The sequence below is a fragment of the Streptomyces sp. P3 genome, assembly GCF_003032475.1.
GTDB lineage: Bacteria > Actinomycetota > Actinomycetes > Streptomycetales > Streptomycetaceae > Streptomyces.
Genome location: NZ_CP028369.1, coordinates 1193296 through 1210055, shown reverse-complemented (window position 1 = coordinate 1210055; position 16760 = coordinate 1193296). Strand labels below are relative to the sequence as shown.

Sequence of the window (16760 nt, the reverse complement as noted above, 5' to 3'; positions counted from 1 at the left end):
TGATCAGCGGGTTTGTTGCCAGTGAATGCTGGCGTCATGTGTACGGGCGGTGAATCCCCATTACCGGCGGGTACCCAAAGTCCCCCGCACGTCATACCCTGCGGCTCATGACGGACTCGCAGGCCCCGGAGACGACTTCGGAACAGACGCCGGAAAAGACTGGCACCAACCCACTCGCCCCTGTCCCCACCGGCGTTCGTACCGCCGCCGACGTGGTGACCCCCGAGCTGGTGGCCCAGCTCACCAAGGGGGTGACCGGCTCCGGCCGCACGGCCAACCACACGCCGTTCACCGGCGAGAAGCTCGCCGACCTGCCGGAGTCCACCCCCGAGGACGTGCTCAAGGCCTACGAGGCGGCCCGCGCCGCCCAGGCGGTGTGGGCGAAGACGCCGGTCCGGGAGCGGGCCGCCGTCCTGCTCCGCTTCCACGACCTGGTGCTGGAGCGCCAGGCCGAGGTGCTCGACCTCATCCAGCTCGAGACCGGCAAGACCCGGCTGCACGCCCACGAGGAGGTGCAGGCCGTCGCGATAGCCGCCCGGCACTACGGCCGCAAGGCCCCCTTCTACCTGCGTCCCAAGCGGCACACCGGCGCCATGCCGACCCTCACCAAGGTCACCGAACTGCGCCATCCGCGCGGTGTCGTGGGTCAGATCGCCCCGTGGAACTATCCGCTGGAGCTGTCGGTGGGCGACGCGCTGCCGGCGTTCGCCGCGGGCAACGCCGTCGTCATGAAGCCGGACACGGAGACCTGCCTGACCGCCCTGTGGGCCCGCGACCTGCTCGTCGAGGCCGGTCTGCCCGCGGACGTCTTCCAGGTCGTCCTGGGCGAGGGTCCCGTCGTCGGCCCCGAGGTCGTCCGGCACGCCGACTACGTGTCCTTCACCGGCTCCACCCGCACCGGCCGCGAGGTCGCCCAGGGCGCCGCGGCCCGTCTGGTCGGCGTCTCCCTCGAACTCGGCGGCAAGAACGCCATGCTGGTCCTGGAGGACGCCGACATCGAGAAGGCGGCGGCCGGCGCGGTCCGCGCCTGCTTCACCTCCGCCGGTCAGCTCTGCATCTCCATCGAGCGGCTGTACGTCCACGAGTCGATCGCGGACGCCTTCGTCGAGCGTTTCGCAGCCCGTACCCGGGCCATGCGCCTCGGCACCTCCCTGGCCTACGGCGCGGACATGGGCTCCCTGGTCGGCGCGCGTCAGCTGGAGACCGTGACCCGGCACGTCGAGGAGGCCGTCGCCAAGGGCGCGAAGGTCGTCGCGGGCGGCGTCGCCCGCCCCGACGCCGGCCCGTACTTCTTCGAGCCGACCATCCTCGACGGCGTCACGGAACCCATGTCCGTCTGCACCGACGAGACCTTCGGCCCGGTCGTCTCGATCTACCGTTTCAAGACCGACGACGAGGCGGTCGAGCTTGCCAACTCCACGCCGTACGGCCTGAACTCGTCGGTGTGGACGAAGGACGGCCGTCGCGGCCGCGAGGTCGCCTCCCGCGTGCGGGCCGGCACCGTGAACGTCAACGAGGGCTACGCCGCCGCCTACGCCAGCGCCCAGTCCCCGATGGGCGGCATGAAGGAATCCGGCCTCGGCCGCCGCCACGGCTCCGAAGGCATCCTGAAGTACACGGAGGCGCAGACGGTGGCCCAGCAGCGCCTGCTGCCGCTGGCGCCGGCGTTCGGCATGGACGACGAGAAGTACGCCCAGTTCATGAGCACCAGCCTGAAGGTGATGAAGGTACTCCGGCTGCGCTAGGGCGTGTTTCGAGAGTCCCGCCTGTCCGGCGACGCCGGGCACGCACGCCCTGGGCCGTGCCCCGGGTGAAACGACCGGTCCCCATCCGTTCTCGACGAGGAGAGCACGTGTCCCAGGACGCCTACGACTACGACGTCATCGTCGTCGGATCCGGCTTCGGCGGTTCCGTGACCGCCCTGCGTCTCACGGAGAAGGGCTACCGCGTAGGCGTTCTGGAGGCCGGCCGCCGTTTCACCCGGGAGTCGCTTCCCAGGAACTCCTGGGACCTGAAGAACTACCTGTGGGCCCCGAAGCTCGGCATGTACGGCATCCAGCGCATCCACCTGCTGGGCAACGTCATGGTGCTGGCCGGCGCGGGCGTGGGCGGTGGCTCCCTCAACTACGCCAACACGCTCTACGTGCCGCCGAAGCCGTTCTTCGAGGACCCCCAGTGGCGTGGCATCACCGACTGGCAGGAGGAGCTGCAGCCGTACTACGACCAGGCACGGCGCATGCTCGGCGTACGGCTCAACCCGACGACGACCCCCTCCGACGTGCACCTGAAGGCGGCCGCCGAGCGGATGGGCGTCGGCGACACCTTCCACATGGCGCCCGTCGGCGTGTTCTTCGGTGACGGCGAGGACGCCGACGGTACGGCGAGGGCGAAACCGGGGGAGCAGGTCGACGACCCCTACTTCGGCGGCGCGGGCCCGTCCCGCAAGGCCTGCACCGAGTGCGGTGAGTGCATGACCGGCTGCCGGCACGGCGCGAAGAACACCCTGAACGAGAACTACCTCCACCTCGCCGAGAAGGCGGGCGCCGTCGTGCACCCCCTGACCACGGTGGTCTCGGTCACGGACGACTCGCAGGGCGGGTACGCGGTGGCCACGCTGCCCACCGACGAGCGCCGCAGGGGCAGGGCGAAGGCGAGGGGCAGGGTCTTCAAGGCCCGCCGGGTCGTCCTCGCCGCCGGCACCTACGGCACCCAGACCCTGCTGCACCGGATGAAGGCCAACCGCCAACTCCCTTACCTCTCGGACCGGTTGGGCGAGCTGACCCGTACCAACTCGGAGGCGCTGGTCGGCGCCCAGACCGACGACCGCCGCTACCGCAAGGCGACCGGCGCGCCGAAGGTGGACTTCACGCGCGGCGTCGCCATCACCTCCTCCGTCCATCCGGACGCCGACACCCACATCGAGCCGGTCCGCTACGGCAAGGGCTCCAACTCGATGGGCGGGCTGTCGATCCTCCAGGTGCCGTACGCGGAGGGCTCCTCCAGGGTGGCCGGCTGGCTGACGAACGCTGCCCGCCACCCGTTGCTCGTCCTGCGCTCGCTGTCCAACCGCCGCTGGTCGGAGCGGACCATCATCGGCCTGGTGATGCAGTCGCTGGACAACTCGCTGACGACGTTCCTCAAGCCGTCCGGCGTCGGCCGGGGCCTGCTGACGGCGCGCCAGGGGCACGGCGCCCCCAACCCCAAGCAGATCAGGGCCGCCTCCGAGGCCGCCTCCGCGATCGCCGCCGACATCAACGGCTTCGCAGGTTCCAACGTCGGCGAGTTGATGGGCACCCCGCTCACCGCGCACTTCCTCGGCGGCTGCCCCATCGGCGACTCCCGCGAGACCGGCGTCATCGACCCGTACCACCGCCTGTACGGCCACCCGGGCATCTCGGTGGTGGACGGCGCCGCCGTCTCGGCGAACCTGGGTGTGAACCCCTCGCTCACCATCACCGCCCAGGCCGAGCGCGCGATGTCGTACTGGCCCAACAAGGGCGAGACGGATCCGCGTCCGGCGCAGGGCGCGGCGTACGAACGGCTGAAGCCGGTGGAGCCGGTCAGCCCGGCGGTGCCGGCGGATGCCTTCGGCGCGCTGCGCCTGCCGTTCCTCGGGATGCCGACGGTCCCGCCCCGGCAGTAGGGCCGCCCGCACCCGGCGCGGCTCGGCCGGCATCCGGCTCGGCTCGGCCGGCCCCCGGCTCGGCCGGTGGTCCGCGTGTGACAGGGGTTCGTAGGGCACGGATACCGACGACGACATGACGGAGGGACCTGCGCTCCCCTCCGAGCGCAGGTCCCTCCGTGTGTCCGGACGCGGGTTACGCGTGCGTGCCGACCTTGCGGCGGCGGACGGCGAACACCGCGCCGACGCCGGCGAGCACGGTGACCCCGCCGACCAGGCCGATCACCGGCAGGGCCGAGTCGGAGCCGGTCTCGGCGAGACTGCCGCTGATCGGCTTGGCGCCGCCCTGGGGCTTGGCGCCGGAGGTGGGCTTGTCGCCGTTCGGCTCGGCGTCGCCGGAGTCGCCCTCGTCCGCGCCGGCGGCGAGGATCCGGACGTCGTAGAAGTCGCCGTTGCCGTAGCAGGCGGAGCCCTCACCGGCGTAGACGGCCTCGCTCAGGGCGAACGAGGAGCCCGCCGGGGCGGAGGCCTTGACCTTCACCCGCAGTTCGAGGCTCGCGGAGGAGTGCTTCTCCAGCGTGTCGAGCAGGCCGACGAACGATCCCGTGACGTTGACCGTCTTGCCGTGCTCGTCCTCGAAGGAGTCCTGGAAGCTGTTGGTCCACTTGCCGTCCTCCTTGACCTGGATGACAGCGAGGCCCTCGGACAGGAACGCGTCGGTCGCCTCGTCGCCGTACTCGAGGAACGCGTCGATGTACACGTTCTTCAGGTCGCGGTCGGAGTCGTTGTCGACGACGAACGTGAAGCCGTGCCAGCCGGAACCGGCGACGATCTTGCTCGGCAGGCCCTTGACCTGCGCCGACAGGTTCTCGTCCAGGTCGAAGGAGTCACAGTCCTGGTACGGGTCGAACCCGTCCCCGCTCTCGGTGGCCGACGCGCTCGCGCCGGCCTTCCCCGAACCGGAGGAGGAGGGCGAGGTGGAGCCGGACGGCGAGCCGGACGCCTTCTGGCCGTCCGACGGGGACGACGAAGCCGACGAGGCGTCGGTCGGGGCGCCGGACGTGCTCTGGCCGGCCGAGGCCGAGCCGGACGGCGTGGAGGTGCCGGTCTCCGAGGAGGACGCGCTCGGGGAGGACGTGCCGCCCTCCTCCGCGAAGGCGGCGGGCGCCGACAGCAGCGCGAGCGGCGCGATGACGGCGCCCGCGGCGACGGTGACCATCGTGCGGCGGAGATTCATGAAGACCTCGTGGATCTGGTGGTGGAGGCCTTCCGCATGGGGGTGTGGGAGTGGCCCTGGCTCGGTACGTGTGACCGATCATGGCGCGAAACGGTTGTCCTGAACTCACCGGTTCTTTATGTGACGCCCGCCACGGAGGGCTCCCCGGCCGACGGAGAGCCCTCCGGGCATGACGAAGGGCCCCGCGGGACGGATCCGCGGGGCCCTTCTTTACCGTCAGCACCGGCGTCAGGGCAGCGCCGGTGCCTGGGAGCGGCGCCGGGGGGGTTGCGCCGCTGGTCTGGACCTCTGGCAGTCGAAAAGGGCAACAGCGCACGTGAGGCAGTTGTCCGAGGGGTACTCAAGCCTGTTCGGGGCTTTCTCGCATCGTGCTGGATGAGCGCGGCCTCCGCAACCGTTTGACCCAGCCTTGCGTATTTTTGCAGTGTCCGCCGGTCGGCCCCGGGCGTCCCCGAGGCCGGCCGTTCTCTTGGGTGACCGGGCTGCTGTCCCCTGCCGTCCGGTCACTTTCCGGAGCGAGGTCCCACGGCGCACGAACGCTGTCCGTACGCCTCTCGCCCCGGCTAGCCACGCGTGGTTCTTTCCGGGCCCGCCCCTGGCTGGCGCGGACACGGGGACCAACGAAGCGACCCGGGCCCCGGTCACGCGCCGTACGGGTGAGAGGGCGCCCGAACTGGCGCGCGACCCCGGCCCGTCGCCGTGCGGCTCCCTCCCGGCCTCGGCCTCAGACGCGGCCCCGGCACAGTTCCAGCAGCGTCATCGCCAGTGACGTGCCGGGCTTGCCGAGCGCGTCGCTGTAGTGCCCGAGGACCTCCATCTCGCGCGAGAGGTTCACCCGCCGGCCGCCGGAGGTGATGCGGGCCTCCTGGATGACGGCCGAGACGGCCATCCGTTCCTGGATCAGTCCGATGATCCGGTCGTCGAGCGCGTCGATGCGCTCCCGGGCGCCGGTGATCAGGTCGGCGGCCTCGGTGGTGCGGGCGCCGGTCCTCTCGGCGGCTGTGGAGGCTGCGGAGGTGGAGGTGGAGGTGGCGGCGGCGGTGGAGGTGGCGGTGGTCATGTCGGGGCTCCTCGTGGGAAAGGGGGCCCCGGATCGGCAGGATCCGGAAAACACCAGGCGCCCCGGACCTTGTCGGCCCGGGGCGCCTGGGAAGTCGCTCGTCAGTTGCTCAAGCAGCACGACCATGGCAGCCGGTGGGCCGGTTGCCATAGGTAAACAGGAAGGTCGGGTGCGTGAGCATGCGGCCAGTATGCAGCGTCGTCGGACGCGTTCCAACACGGTTCGCATCCTGAGACGCGGGGGTGCCCCGCCGCGTCTCAGGATCCGCCGCATCCGCCGCCGGATCCGCCTGGTCCACCGCCGGTCCGCCGCCCGATGCGCCGCGGGTCCACCCCCGGTGCGCCGTCGGATCCGCCGCCGGGACCGCTCCCCGCGCCCGCCTCGGTAGAATCGGAGGACACAGAGACCCCGCCCCACCGCCGGAAGGCCCCCGTGTCATCAGCGACTCCTACTGCCGCCGCCCCCGACACCGTCCTGGTCGTCGACTTCGGTGCGCAGTACGCCCAGCTCATCGCCCGTCGAGTCCGTGAGGCGCGGGTCTACAGCGAGATCGTGCCGAGCAGCATGCCGGTCGAGGAGATGCTCGCCAAGAACCCGGCGGCGATCGTCCTCTCCGGCGGCCCCTCGTCCGTGTACGAGGAGGGCGCTCCGACCGTCGACCGCGCGCTCTTCGAGGCCGGCGTTCCCGTCTTCGGCATGTGCTACGGCTTCCAGCTGATGGCGCAGACCCTCGGCGGCACCGTCGACAACTCCGGCGCCCGTGAGTACGGCCGCACCGACCTGCACGTCTCCCGCGCCTCCTCCACCCTCTTCGAGGGCACCCCGGCCGAGCAGGCCGTGTGGATGTCGCACGGCGACGCCTGCTCCGCCGCGCCCGAGGGCTTCGTCGTCAGCGCCTCCACCGACGTCGTCCCGGTCGCCGCCTTCGAGAACGACGAGAAGAAGCTCTACGGCGTCCAGTACCACCCCGAGGTCATGCACTCCACGCACGGCCAGCAGGTGCTGGAGCACTTCCTCTACCGGGGTGCGGGCCTGAGCCCGGACTGGACCACCGGCAACGTCATCGACGAGCAGGTCGAGGCCATCCGCGAGCAGGTCGGCGACAGGCGCGCCATCTGCGGCCTCTCCGGCGGCGTGGACTCCGCGGTCGCCGCGGCCCTCGTCCAGAAGGCCATCGGCTCGCAGCTGACCTGCGTCTACGTCGACCACGGTCTGATGCGCAAGGGTGAGACCGAGCAGGTCGAGAAGGACTTCGTGGCCGCGACCGGCGTCCAGCTGAAGGTGGTCGACGCGGAGGAGCGCTTCCTCACCGCGCTCAAGGGCGTCTCGGACCCCGAGGAGAAGCGGAAGATCATCGGACGCGAGTTCATCCGCGTCTTCGAGCAGGCCCAGGCCGAGATCATCGCGGACGAGGGCCCGGCCGTGGAGTTCCTCGTCCAGGGCACGCTCTACCCGGACGTCGTCGAGTCCGGCGGCGGCACCGGCACCGCGAACATCAAGTCCCACCACAACGTGGGCGGTCTGCCGGAGGACCTCGAGTTCCAGCTGATCGAGCCGCTGCGCAAGCTGTTCAAGGACGAGGTCCGCATGGTCGGCCAGGAGCTCGGCCTGCCGGAGGAGATCGTCCAGCGCCAGCCGTTCCCGGGCCCCGGCCTCGGCATCCGGATCGTCGGCGAGGTCACCAAGGAGCGCCTGGACCTGCTGCGGGACGCCGACGCCATCGCCCGTGAGGAGCTGACGGCCGCCGGTCTCGACCGGGACATCTGGCAGTGCCCGGTGGTCCTCCTCGCGGACGTCCGCAGCGTCGGCGTCCAGGGCGACGGCCGCACCTACGGCCACCCGATCGTCCTGCGTCCGGTCTCCTCCGAGGACGCCATGACGGCCGACTGGTCGCGGCTGCCGTACGACGTCCTGGCGAAGATCTCCACCCGGATCACCAACGAGGTCAGCGACGTCAACCGCGTCGTCGTCGACATCACCTCGAAGCCGCCGGGCACCATCGAATGGGAGTGACCCCCTTCACGGGATTCAGGTCCGCTTGAGAGTGCGCACCGGCTCTCCGGGCTTCCAGACCTGGGTGACCAGATAGGTGTCGTCCTCGATGGAGGTGCGCACGACCTCCGTCAGCTCGGTGCGGAAGAGGTGGAACGGCTCCGGCGGTTCCACCTCTTTGACGTACGCCCCTTTGGTCTTCGGGTCGTCCACCTCGACCGCCCGGCCGGCGATCCGGACGTCGCCACCGCCCAGCCCCGTCCCCTCGCCCGGGTTGGCCTGGAGGTTGAAGCGGGGGTCGCGGTGCAGGTCCCGTGCCTTGAGCGAGTTTGGCATCATGCCGAGCCACAGCTCACCGCCGGTGAAACGGACCTCGAGGCCGCTGGTGCGGGGCGAGCCGTCCTTGCGGAGCGTCGCGAGGACATGGTGCGTGAAGGCCGCGAAGCGTTCCTCGGCGACCTTCGCCAGCTCCGGTTCGGCCGCGGCGAAGGCCGCCCAGTTCGCCGTCTTGGGGATCTCGGTCATACGGCGAGTGTGACCCCGATACCCGACATCCTGTGTCGGTGTTTCGCGCGGTTCCGGGTGCCGGTCGGAGATGCTCAAGACGTGCACCGAAGGTGACGGAAATCGTCATCTTTGTATAACGGCTCTGCCCTTTTGCGCTGACCGACGGTAACTTCCGCGTCGTAAAGCAACCCAGTGCTGGAGGACCGATGCACGGGCCCACGCCGCCTGCCCCCCTGCCCACCGACCGGCTGCGGTTCGCGATGCCGCCCATGCACGACTCGGTGGAGGACGAGCGCCTGCACCGCAAGGAACGGCTGGCGGGCGCGGTGCGCCTCTTCGGACGGCTCGGCTTCGAGGACGGCGTCTCCGGGCACATCACCGCCCGCGACCCCGAGTTCGACGACTGCTTCTGGGTCAACCCCTTCGGGATGCCCTTCCAGCACGTCACGGTCAGTGATCTGGTGCTGACCAACCAGGACGGGCAGGTCGTCGAGGGCGGCTACCACGTCAACCAGGCCGCCTTCACCGTGCACGCCCAGGTGCACGCGGCCCGGCCCGACGTCGTGGCCGTCGCGCACTGTCACTCCGTGCACGGCCGCGCCCTCGCGGCCCTCGGTGAACTGCTCGACCCCATCACCCAGGAGAGCTGCGCGTTCTACGAGGACCACGCCCTCTACGACGCCTACTCCGGGGTCGCCGTCGACGCGGAGGAGGGCCGGCGCATCGCGGCCGCGCTCGGCTCCCGCAAGGCGCTGGTGCTGCGCAACCACGGACTGCTGACGGTCGGCGACTCCGTCGACGCCGCCGCCTGGTGGTTCCTGTCGATGGAACGCTCCAGCCAGGTCCAGTTGACCGCGAAGGCGGCCGGCCGGCCCGTCCTGATCGACCACCGGGCGGCGGTGGCGACCCGGGAACAGCTCGGCGGCGACCTGGTGGCGTGGATCAACTACCAGCCGCTGTGGCAGGAGATCAGCCGCAGCCAGCCCGACCTGCTGAGCTGACCCGGAGCCCGCCCGGTGCTCAGAAGCCCTGCAGCACCACGGCCTTCGTCCGCGCGAACTCCTCGTCGGTCAGCACACCGTCCCGGTGCAGCGCGCCCAACTCGCGCAGCCGGCGCAGCAGTACGTCGTGATGGTCGGCCGGCGCCGGGACAGACGCGGTGGGCCGCCTTCCGCGGTCCGTGCCCCCCGGCCCGTGCGCGCGTCCGGGCCCGGCCCCGTCGTGGTCGTCGGGCTCCGGGTGCGCGCGTGCGGAGGGGTGCGGCAGCCGCGCGGTGACCGCCGTCGCGACCAGCGCCGTCAGCAGGTCGCGGCTCACGTTGCCCCACAGGGCGAGGGCGTACGGGTCCTTCTCGGCCGGCAGCTTCGCGTGCACCGTCTCGCGGGTCACGAAGCGCAGGAAACCGTCCTCGAAACCGGAGTTGGGCAGCCACTCGACCCGCACCACGTCTACGACGTCGAGCACCCGGGGCCCGGTCGCCCGTTTCACCCGGTCCGAGGTCTCCGCCCAGTCGACGCGCACCTGGACGCCGTCGAAGGACACGACGCCGTCGGAGGACCGCACGGAGACCGGGACCGGCGGGCCCGGCAGGAGGTAGGCCGCGGTCGGCTCGCCCGGCACCTGGTCCAGCAGCAGCGCGTGCCGGATCTCCTCGGCGAGGTACTCGGCGACCCCGCAACGGTCCACGTCCACGGTGAGCCGGTAGGGGTCGGCCGCGTCGGGCAGCCGTCCGCCGGTCGCCTGCAGCAGCGGATCCGCTCCCTCGCGCAGCCGCATCCGCAGCCGCCCGCGTCTGCGTTCGGGCTCGTAGACGATCCCGGCGACCGCCTCCAGAGGCACGGCGATCTCCCCGTACGTCTGCCGGAACAGCGGCACGGAGCGGTGCAGCCCCGGCGTGATCCGGACCGTCGCGCCGTCGAAGGCCCAGGTCCCGTCACGCTGGATGATCTCGGCCATACGGAAATTCTCGCAGCCGGGTCAACACTGCCCTTCGCGCTTCACCCCCGCTGACCAGACCTGGCGGACACAGAGGGTGTGCCGTAGGGCACAATTCGACGGCATCACAGGGGAGTTGTTCACAGGGTGGCGGCCCGGCCCGCTGAGGGTCCCTCGGGGACCGCCATCCGATCGGGTCGCGGAGAAGGCGGGCGTCGGACGTGGCGGTGCAGGAGGCGAGACAGGGCGCGAGCCCCGGAGCGGGAGCGGGCGCGCACGACGGCGGCTGCACCTGCGGGGACTGCCCGCACGGGGCGCGCGAGGGACACCGGCGCGCGGTCGCCGCGTTCCTGCTGAAACGCGACGGGTTCGCGGCAGGACAGGGCCTGCCGGCCGCCGTCGCCCACTCCGTCTCCGCCTCCCGCCAGTGGGTCTCCGAGGAGCTGACGCAGTCCGCGGAGTTCGTCGCCGAACGCGGGCGCGCCGAGGGCGAGGCCTGGCTGGGCCGTCTGTGGCTGCGCACCACGGTCACCGTGTGGACGGCGGTCGTCGCGCTGCTGCTGATCCAGGCCCTGACCGCCGTCGGTACGGGCTGGACCGCCGCCCGCACCGCCGGACTCCTCGCAGCGATCGCCGCCGCCTGCGCGCTCACCGCGGCCTCCTGGTTCCACCGGGCGCGCGGCGGTGCGCTCGCCCCGGTGATCGGCGAGGACAACCGCCTCTCCACTTCCCGCGCGGTCGCCGCCGCCTGGGTGCTGCTCGTGACCTACGCCGTGCTGGTGCTGGCCGGCCGGCTCGCCGCCGCCTCCAGCCCCGACGAACGCGACGCGCTGATCGCCGGACTCGACCTCGCCCACGGCGCCGGCACGGCGACCGTCCTCGCCGTGGTCTGCGGGATCGCCGTGCTGGTGCGCCGCGTGGTCGGCCTGCGCGTCCTCGGCCAGCGGCTGCAGAAGGTCCGGGCCCACCGCCCGCGCGCCGCCGACCTGCTCACCGACGACTTCGGTCGCGGCGCCTTCGCCGACATCCAGTACGCGCTCATCGGCGGCGTCGCCCTCGTCTTCGCCGGCGTACGCCTGGCCCGGCGCCCCGACCAGTTGCCGGACCTGCCCTGGGGACTCGCGGTCGTGGTGTTGATCTCGGCGGCGACGTACCTCGCCGGCAAGTACGCAGAGGGCGGCCGCCCCGTCATCCTCTCCGTCGTCCGCTCCCGCGAGGCCGGCGACCTCGACGCGCCGATCCGCACCGGCGACGACATCGAGATCCGCGGCGCAGGCTTCGTGCCGCCCGGGGCCCAGACCGCCGACCGGCTCGCCCGCATGGTCGTCCGCATCGGACCCGTCCACGTCCACGTCCCGCTCGTGCCGGTCACGGGCGGGTTCAGCAACCCGACCGACGCCGTCCTCACCGTCCCCGTCCCGGCGGACGTCGAACCGGGGCGGGCCGAGGTCCAGGTCGTCACGGCGGCGGGGGTGGAGACGAACCGGTACACGATCGACGTCACCGAGTGAACGTCCCCGCCGAAGTGAACCGCCGGACCCTCCTACCCGTGTACGCGGTTGAGCGCACCCCCCCAGCTCGTACGTATGGTCTGTCGAGGGGTCCACCACTGCGGGCGAGAGGCGGCTACGGGCGATGACTCACAGCATGCGGACGGACGCTTACCCTCCTCACCCCGACAGCGGAGGCCGTGGCCTGCGGGACACCGCCAGCCGGTACGCCCTCCTTCCCCTGCGCGTCTTCCTCGGTGTCACCTTCATCTACGCCGGTCTCGACAAGCTGACCGACAGCGCCTTCTTGAAGGACAGCGGCGCCGGCTCGATCGGCGAGACCATGCGCGCCGTCCGTGACTCCTCCGCCATCCCGGCTCTGGTCGACATGGCCCTGAAGAGCCCGGTGGGCTTCGGCTACGCGATGGCCTTCGGTGAACTCGCCGTCGGCATCGGCGCCCTGCTGGGCGTCCTCACCCGGCTCGCCGCGCTGGGCGGCGCCCTGATCTCGCTCAGCCTGTGGCTGACGGTGAGCTGGGCGGCGGAGCCCTACTACTACGGCAACGACCTCCCGTACCTCATGGCCTGGCTTCCCCTGGTCCTGGCAGGCGCACCCGTCCTGTCCCTCGACGCCGCCTGGCGTTCCAGGCGGCGTCGGCGGACGGGCGGCCTGGGCTAGGCCGCCTCGCCCGACCGGTCCGGTCCGCCGTGCCGTGTGTCACCGCGCCGCCGACCTGGTCCGGGTCCGTGTCCGGTCCGGGGAGGCCGGGGTGCGGACGGAGTCGCGTGCACGGGGGCCGGACGTCCGGCCAGGGGCCGGCGGTCAGAGCGTCGTGGTGTTCGGGCCGGACGAGGCAGGTCCGGGGGCGGTCGGGTCGGTCCGGCGCGACGAGCCGCGTCGTCTGCGGATGCTCCCGGCCGCCGCGCCCGTCGCGCCCGCCAGGCAGAGGCCACCCGTGACGAGCGGGATCAGCACGAACCACGGGGTCTGCCACAGGCCGCCCGCGTCTCCCGCGAAGAGCACGCCCGCGAGGACGAAGGCGGCGCCCGCCACCAGCCTGCCGGGCCTGAAGTCATGACGCAGCACGGGCCACCTCCGCCTGTCCCACTCCGACCCTGAGGTCGAGATCCATGGTCCCCTTCGCCGCGGTGCCCGCGACCGGCGGCAGGGTGATCTCCTGGTGCTTGCCCGGCTCCACGTCCACGTCCTTCTCGTCGTCGCCGGGCAGCTGGATGTCTCCCAGCCCCACGTCGATCCGCACCTTCACCGTCACGTCCGGTGGGACGATCACCCGCAGCCGGCCCGCGCCCACGTCGGCCTCGGTGCTCACCGTCTCCCCCTTGGCCGGCGTCAGCCCGGAAAGGTCGAGAGTGCCCTCTCCGGTGCCCAGGTCGTAGGCCGCCCGTACGTCCGCCGCCGTCAAGGGGTGCCATGTGGTGTCCGTCCAGTGCGTGCCGATGTCCTTCGGCAGGGCGGCCGCGCCGGCCAGGAGCCCCGCCGTGACGATGGCGAGGAAGACCGACCCGGCCCCCGTCCGTCCCAGGAACGAGCTGACCGTGATCCCGCAGCCGAGCACGATCAGCGCTGCCGCGAGACCTGCCTGCAGGCTGGTGCCGAGCGGGTGGTGGTCCCAGGTGAGCCGGGTGGCGAGGCCGCCCGCGAGCAGGGCGAGCAGGAAGAGCCAGCCGCCGATCCAACGCGGCCCACGCGGTTCGGCGTGGGGTGCGCGTGGGGTGCGTACGGCCTTTGGGCCGGGTCCGTGTCCGACGAGGTCGACGCCGATCGCCGACGTGATGTCCCGGCCGCGGGCGTCCCAGGGGCCCCACAGATACCCCGTGCCGCCGTCGTGCGTGCCGTCCTTGACGATGGGGTCACGCCACCACGAGGGGTAGGCGGTGGGCGCCGGCGGCGCCTTGGCCTCCGGCGGGGCGTCGGCCACGGCCTGGGCGGCCAGCGGGTCGGGGTCGAAGGAGTCCCGGTGCCGCGACCAGTACCCGGCGCCCGCGAGCAGCACGGAGACGACGACGGCGAAGGCCAGCACGCTGCCGTTCTTCAGCATCGACAGCAGCACTCCGCAGCCGACGAGCGCGAACAGCACGGCCGCGAGGGCCTGACCGTCCACCCGGCCGGTCAGGAGCTTGCGCACCTCGTTCTGCTCGTCGTCGGAGTAGGGGACGAAGAGCCAGGCGAACCCGTAGAAGATGAGACCGACGCCGCCGGTCGCGGAGAGCACGGCGAGTGTGATGCGGAAGATCACCGGGTCCATGTCGCACTGACGCCCGAGGCCCGCGCACACACCCGCGAGGACCTTGTGCTCACGGTCCCGCCGGAACCGGGGAGGAAGGGCACCGACACCCATACCCCCGCCGGCTCCCCCCGCCCGCCCGCCGCCCGCTTCGGCCCGGGACTCCGCCGCGGCCGCGGTCGCGGCCTCGACGGCCGCCTCCGCCGCCGTCATCGCGTCCGCCTCGGCGGCCGGGCCCGGTGAGCTACGGGTGTCTCCCGCCGTGTCCTGCTGTGCCTGGTCCGTCGGCTGCTCGCGAGGGTTCTCCCGCTCTCCGTGCGCGCGAGGGCTCTCACCGGCGGCGCCGGGGGCGCCGGGGGACGAGGCGGCCGCGTCGGACGCGGCGCCCCCGTCGGGCACGGCGTCCGCGGCGTGCTGGTGATCTGTCATGACTCCATGGTGGCGGTCGGGCGGCCCCCGCGGCAGTCGGAACGACCCTGGTCGGACCCTGATATCGGCCCCGACCCGGGGCGAGGGAGGTGTTCGACACACGGCGTCGTCGAAGATCAGGGGCCTCTCGGGGGCGAACCCTGATGCTCTGCCACGCGGCCCGTGTGACCATCGTTGGCATGCCGGAAGCCGCAGCAGCGCCACTCGTCGAACCGCGGCCGCCGCGCAAGCTCTACCGCAGCAGCGACGGACGCTGGCTCGGTGGCGTGGCGCGGGGGCTCGCCGGGCATCTCGGGCTGCCCGTCGTGTGGGTGCGACTGGTCTTCGCCGGGCTGTTCATGGCCGACGGCCTCGGCGCCCTGCTCTACGCCGCCTTCTGGTTCTTCGTCCCGCTCGGGATCGGCGGCGTCGGCGACCAGAAGCCGCCGTCCCTCGTCACCACCGAGACCGCGCCCGACGGCCGCCGCAGACTCGTCGCCCGCAAGCCGGACAGGGGGCAGATCGTCGCCCTGCTCCTCATGGTCGTCGTCGCCACGGTCTTCGTGGGCAACGTGAACCTGGGCAGCGGCGCCAAGGCGTATCTGCTGCCCGCCGTCCTCGTCGGCGCCGGCGTCGCCCTCGTCTGGCGCCAGGCGGACAACGCACGCCGGGCCCGCTGGGTCGAGGTCGGCCGAAGACGCCGCACGCTCACGCTGCTGCGCACCGGCGCCGGCGTCCTGCTGGTCACCGCCGGAGTCTCCGGCACGTTCGTGTTGCAGGGCTCCACGGCCCACCTCGGCTCCGTCCTGCAGGCGGCGCTCGCCGTCATCGTCGGCATCACCCTGCTCGCCGGCCCCTACCTGGTCCGCATGACCCAGGACCTGTCCGAGGAGCGGCTCATGCGCATCCGCGCCCAGGAGCGTGCGGAGGTCGCCGCCCACGTCCACGACTCGGTGCTGCACACCCTGACGTTGATCCAGCGCAACGCGGAGAACGCCGGTGAGGTGCGCCGCCTCGCCCGTGCGCAGGAGCGCGACCTGCGCACCTGGCTCTACAGACCCGAGGGCACCGGCAAGGAGGAGGCCGACGAGCCCACCACCGTCGCCGACGCGGTCCGGCGCAACGCGGCCGAGGTCGAGGACAAGCACGGCGTCCCCATCGAGGTCGTGGTCGTCGGCGACTGCCCGCTGGACGACGGCGTCGGCGCACAGATGCAGGCCGCGCGTGAGGCGATGGTGAACGCGGCCAAGTACGGTGGCGAGGGCGGCGCCGTGCAGGTCTACGCCGAAGTCGAGGGCAGGACGGTCTTCGTGTCCGTCCGCGACCGCGGGCCCGGCTTCGACCTCGACTCGATACCCGCCGACCGCATGGGCGTCAGAGAATCGATCATCGGCCGCATGGAGCGCCACGGGGGCACGGCGCGGCTGCGGGCCGTCCCCGACGGCGGCACGGAGGTCGAACTGGAGATGGAGAGGGCGGAGAAGACGTCATGAGCGACCCGACCGAGACGAACGGCACGACGGGAGCGGGGGCGGCCGAGCCGGCCCGTGCCCCCGGCGACAGCACGGGCGGGCGCCATGTGCGCGTGGTCCTCGTCGACGACCACCGCATGTTCCGTACGGGCGTGCAGGCCGAGATCGGCCAGACCGAGCAGACCGGCGTCGAGGTCGTCGGCGAGGCGGCGGACGTCGACCAGGCGGTCACCGTCATCACGGCGACCCGGCCCGAGGTGGTCCTTCTCGACGTGCACCTGCCGGGTGGCGGTGGCGTCGAAGTGCTGCGCCGCTGCGCCCCCTTGATGAGCGACGCCGAGCGGCCCGTGCGGTTCCTCGCCCTGTCCGTGTCGGACGCGGCGGAGGATGTGATCGGGGTGATCCGCGGGGGCGCCCGCGGCTATGTCACCAAGACGATCACCGGGACCGACCTGGTGAACTCGATCTTCCGGGTGCAGGAGGGCGACGCCGTCTTCTCGCCGCGTCTCGCCGGGTTCGTCCTCGACGCCTTCGCCTCGACCGACGCGCCGCCGGTCGACGAGGACCTGGACCGGCTCACCCAGCGCGAGCGCGAGGTACTGCGGCTCATCGCCCGCGGCTACGCCTACAAGGAGATCGCCAAGCAGCTCTTCATCTCCGTCAAGACGGTCGAGTCGCATGTCTCGGCGGTGCTGCGCAAACTCCAGCTGTCCAACCGGCACGAGCTGACCCGTTGGGCCACGGCGCGGCGACTGGTCTGACGGGCCAGGCGCCCGCGCACGGCCCTCGGA

General features: G+C 72.1%; 14 protein-coding genes. 8 read left to right on the top strand and 6 right to left on the bottom strand.

Annotation, left to right across the window (positions count from 1 at the left end):
• The first annotated feature begins 107 nt into the window (after positions 1 to 107).
• On the top strand, positions 108 to 1745 hold the full coding sequence (locus C6376_RS05280) for a succinic semialdehyde dehydrogenase (RefSeq protein ID WP_107442337.1): 1638 nt from the start codon (positions 108 to 110) through the stop codon (positions 1743 to 1745).
• Between the two features lie 107 nt (positions 1746 to 1852).
• Positions 1853 to 3643, top strand: coding sequence for a GMC oxidoreductase (locus C6376_RS05275; RefSeq protein ID WP_107442336.1), 1791 nt, complete (start codon positions 1853 to 1855; stop codon positions 3641 to 3643).
• Between the two features lie 175 nt (positions 3644 to 3818).
• Here C6376_RS05275 and C6376_RS05270 read toward each other — a convergent pair whose 3' ends face one another.
• Together C6376_RS05270 and C6376_RS05265 are read right to left on the bottom strand one after the other, a co-directional pair.
• Positions 3819 to 4859: an LPXTG cell wall anchor domain-containing protein gene (locus C6376_RS05270; protein WP_107442335.1), complete on the bottom strand. Its 1041-nt coding sequence runs from the start codon at positions 4857 to 4859 to the stop codon at positions 3819 to 3821.
• A 724-nt stretch (positions 4860 to 5583) separates the two neighbouring features.
• Complete coding sequence (locus C6376_RS05265) at positions 5584 to 5919, bottom strand: chorismate mutase (protein WP_107442334.1); 336 nt, start codon at positions 5917 to 5919, stop codon at positions 5584 to 5586.
• A gap of 432 nt (positions 5920 to 6351) precedes the next feature.
• Here C6376_RS05265 and guaA point away from each other — a divergent pair, with 432 nt between their 5' ends.
• A complete protein-coding gene (guaA, locus tag C6376_RS05260; RefSeq protein ID WP_107442333.1) occupies positions 6352 to 7932 on the top strand; it encodes a glutamine-hydrolyzing GMP synthase in 1581 nt (526 codons plus the stop codon).
• A 15-nt stretch (positions 7933 to 7947) separates the two neighbouring features.
• Here the strand turns inward: guaA and C6376_RS05255 are convergent, their stop codons facing one another.
• Positions 7948 to 8436 carry a pyridoxamine 5'-phosphate oxidase family protein gene (locus tag C6376_RS05255; RefSeq protein WP_107442332.1) on the bottom strand — a complete coding sequence of 163 codons (489 nt, stop codon included), beginning with the start codon at positions 8434 to 8436 and terminating at the stop codon, positions 7948 to 7950.
• A 188-nt stretch (positions 8437 to 8624) separates the two neighbouring features.
• Here C6376_RS05255 and C6376_RS05250 point away from each other — a divergent pair, with 188 nt between their 5' ends.
• Positions 8625 to 9419: a class II aldolase/adducin family protein gene (locus C6376_RS05250; RefSeq protein WP_107442331.1), complete on the top strand. Its 795-nt coding sequence runs from the start codon at positions 8625 to 8627 to the stop codon at positions 9417 to 9419.
• Between the two features lie 19 nt (positions 9420 to 9438).
• On the opposite strand, the gene C6376_RS05245 is transcribed toward C6376_RS05250, so the two are convergent.
• Positions 9439 to 10374, bottom strand: a complete 936-nt coding sequence (locus tag C6376_RS05245; protein WP_107442330.1) for a DUF4429 domain-containing protein — start codon at positions 10372 to 10374, stop codon at positions 9439 to 9441.
• Between the two features lie 200 nt (positions 10375 to 10574).
• On the opposite strand from C6376_RS05245, the gene C6376_RS05240 reads away from it, so the two are divergent.
• Together C6376_RS05240 and C6376_RS05235 are read left to right on the top strand one after the other, a co-directional pair.
• Complete coding sequence (locus C6376_RS05240) at positions 10575 to 11864, top strand: hypothetical protein (RefSeq protein ID WP_107442329.1); 1290 nt, start codon at positions 10575 to 10577, stop codon at positions 11862 to 11864.
• A gap of 124 nt (positions 11865 to 11988) precedes the next feature.
• The gene (locus C6376_RS05235; RefSeq protein WP_107442328.1) at positions 11989 to 12522 is read left to right on the top strand and encodes a DoxX family protein; all 534 of its coding nucleotides are present in this window, start codon (positions 11989 to 11991) and stop codon (positions 12520 to 12522) included.
• Positions 12523 to 12666: 144 nt separating this feature from the next.
• Here the strand turns inward: C6376_RS05235 and C6376_RS05230 are convergent, their stop codons facing one another.
• Positions 12667 to 12930 (bottom strand): hypothetical protein, encoded by a 264-nt coding sequence (locus tag C6376_RS05230; RefSeq protein WP_107442327.1) that lies wholly within the window; start codon positions 12928 to 12930, stop codon positions 12667 to 12669.
• Positions 12917 to 14203 (bottom strand): PspC domain-containing protein, encoded by a 1287-nt coding sequence (locus C6376_RS05225; protein ID WP_254076338.1) that lies wholly within the window; start codon positions 14201 to 14203, stop codon positions 12917 to 12919. Before C6376_RS05225 ends, C6376_RS05230 begins: the two co-directional genes overlap by 14 nt.
• A gap of 494 nt (positions 14204 to 14697) precedes the next feature.
• On the opposite strand from C6376_RS05225, the gene C6376_RS05215 reads away from it, so the two are divergent.
• Together C6376_RS05215 and C6376_RS05210 are read left to right on the top strand one after the other, a co-directional pair.
• Entirely contained in the window at positions 14698 to 15990 is a 1293-nt protein-coding gene (locus tag C6376_RS05215) for an ATP-binding protein (RefSeq protein ID WP_107448785.1), read from the top strand.
• Positions 15987 to 16730 carry a response regulator transcription factor gene (locus tag C6376_RS05210; RefSeq protein WP_107442325.1) on the top strand — a complete coding sequence of 248 codons (744 nt, stop codon included), beginning with the start codon at positions 15987 to 15989 and terminating at the stop codon, positions 16728 to 16730. Before C6376_RS05215 ends, C6376_RS05210 begins: the two co-directional genes overlap by 4 nt.
• The last annotated feature ends 30 nt before the right edge of the window (positions 16731 to 16760 follow it).

Coding starts and splice junctions, on each gene's coding strand:
- C6376_RS05250 (WP_107442331.1), top strand. CDS start 8,625: ATGCACGGGCCCACGCCGCCTGCCCCCCTGCCCACCGACCGGCTGCGG.
- C6376_RS05225 (WP_254076338.1), bottom strand. CDS start 14,203: ATGGGTGTCGGTGCCCTTCCTCCCCGGTTCCGGCGGGACCGTGAGCAC.
- C6376_RS05270 (WP_107442335.1), bottom strand. CDS start 4,859: ATGAATCTCCGCCGCACGATGGTCACCGTCGCCGCGGGCGCCGTCATC.
- C6376_RS05265 (WP_107442334.1), bottom strand. CDS start 5,919: ATGACCACCGCCACCTCCACCGCCGCCGCCACCTCCACCTCCACCTCC.
- C6376_RS05280 (WP_107442337.1), top strand. CDS start 108: ATGACGGACTCGCAGGCCCCGGAGACGACTTCGGAACAGACGCCGGAA.
- C6376_RS05235 (WP_107442328.1), top strand. CDS start 11,989: ATGACTCACAGCATGCGGACGGACGCTTACCCTCCTCACCCCGACAGC.
- C6376_RS05245 (WP_107442330.1), bottom strand. CDS start 10,374: ATGGCCGAGATCATCCAGCGTGACGGGACCTGGGCCTTCGACGGCGCG.
- C6376_RS05210 (WP_107442325.1), top strand. CDS start 15,987: ATGAGCGACCCGACCGAGACGAACGGCACGACGGGAGCGGGGGCGGCC.
- C6376_RS05255 (WP_107442332.1), bottom strand. CDS start 8,436: ATGACCGAGATCCCCAAGACGGCGAACTGGGCGGCCTTCGCCGCGGCC.
- C6376_RS05215 (WP_107448785.1), top strand. CDS start 14,698: ATGCCGGAAGCCGCAGCAGCGCCACTCGTCGAACCGCGGCCGCCGCGC.